This window comes from Streptomyces acidicola (assembly GCF_009377235.1).
Classification (GTDB): Bacteria; Actinomycetota; Actinomycetes; order Streptomycetales; family Streptomycetaceae; genus Streptomyces; species Streptomyces acidicola.
Genome location: NZ_VMNX01000515.1, coordinates 1 through 1,211, shown reverse-complemented (window position 1 = coordinate 1,211; position 1,211 = coordinate 1). Strand labels below are relative to the sequence as shown.

1 protein-coding gene is annotated in these 1,211 nt (G+C 71.7%); it reads left to right on the top strand.

What is annotated here, in order from left to right; translation table 11 throughout:
* The first annotated feature begins 173 nt into the window (after window positions 1–173).
* The gene (gene pheA, locus FPZ41_RS46490) at window positions 174–1,109 is read left to right on the top strand and encodes a prephenate dehydratase (RefSeq protein WP_152870921.1); all 936 of its coding nucleotides are present in this window, start codon (window positions 174–176) and stop codon (window positions 1,107–1,109) included.
* Window positions 1,110–1,211 lie beyond the last annotated feature (102 nt).

Below are 1,211 nucleotides of genomic sequence, written 5' to 3'. Positions count from 1 at the left end.
GAGGGGTGCGCCACGTGGAGCACTCGTGGGCGCACTATGGGGGTACTCACGGGTGCGCTTCCGTGGGCGCCCCCGCGCAGGCGTGAGGGCGCTCGCGCGCCGGGCATCGCCCTCAGGGGTGGTGGGACCGGGAAGCGTGCGCCGGGATCCGCAAGGCCCATTAGGGTGAGGCCATGCCAGCCAGTTACGCGTACCTCGGTCCCGAGGGCACCTTCACCGAGGTCGCCCTGCGCACTCTGCCGGAGGCGGCGACCCGTGAGCTCGTCCCCATGGTGTCCGTGCCCGCCGCGCTCGACGCCGTTCGCAACGGCGAGGCCGAGGCCGCGTTCGTACCGATCGAGAACTCCGTCGAGGGCGGCATCACCACCACTCTCGACGAGCTGGTCGCCGGCGCCCCGCTGATGATCTACCGCGAGGTGCTCCTCTCCATCGCCTTCGCCCTGCTGGTCAGGCCCGGCACGAAGATGTCGGAGATCAAGACGGTCACCGCGCACCCGGCCGCCCAGCCGCAGGTCCGCAACTGGATGAAGGCCAACCTGCCGCCCGACGTCGTCTGGGAGTCGGCGGCATCGAACGCGGACGGCGCCCGGCTCGTCCAGGAGGGCCGGTACGACGCGGCCTTCGCGGGCGAGTTCGCGGCGGCCCGGTACGGCCTGGAGCCCCTGGAGAGCGGGATCCACGACGCGGAGAACGCCCAGACCCGCTTCGTGCTCGTCGGCCGCCCCGCCCGCCCCGCGGCACCCACCGGTGCGGACAAGACCTCGGTGGTCATCTGGCAGCGCGACGACCACCCGGGTGGGCTGCGCGACCTGCTGGGCGAGTTCGCCGTGCGGGGCGTCAACCTGATGCTGCTGCAGTCCCGTCCGACCGGCCAGGGCATCGGCAATTACTGCTTCGCCATCGATGCGGAAGGACACATCTCCGACCGGCGTGTGGCGGAGGCCCTGATGGGGCTCAAGCGGATCTGTCTGGAGGTGCGGTACCTCGGGTCGTACCCGCGCGCGGACGCCACCGTGAAGGACGTCCGCACCCCGCTGGCGGGGACGTCCGACGCCGAATTCGTTACGGCCGCGGACTGGGTGGCGCGCTGCCAGGACGGCAGGTTCTAGGTCGCCTCCGGGCCGACGGGGCGACGCTTTCGGGCCACCTTCAGGACACCCTCAGTTCGCCCCCAGGACGCCTCCCAGAGGGGGCGATTCCGGTTGTGCACA

Bases quoted from the DNA above. Each gene is read 5' to 3' on its own strand.
- pheA (WP_152870921.1), top strand. From the start codon at position 174: ATGCCAGCCAGTTACGCGTACCTCGGTCCCGAGGGCACCTTCACCGAG.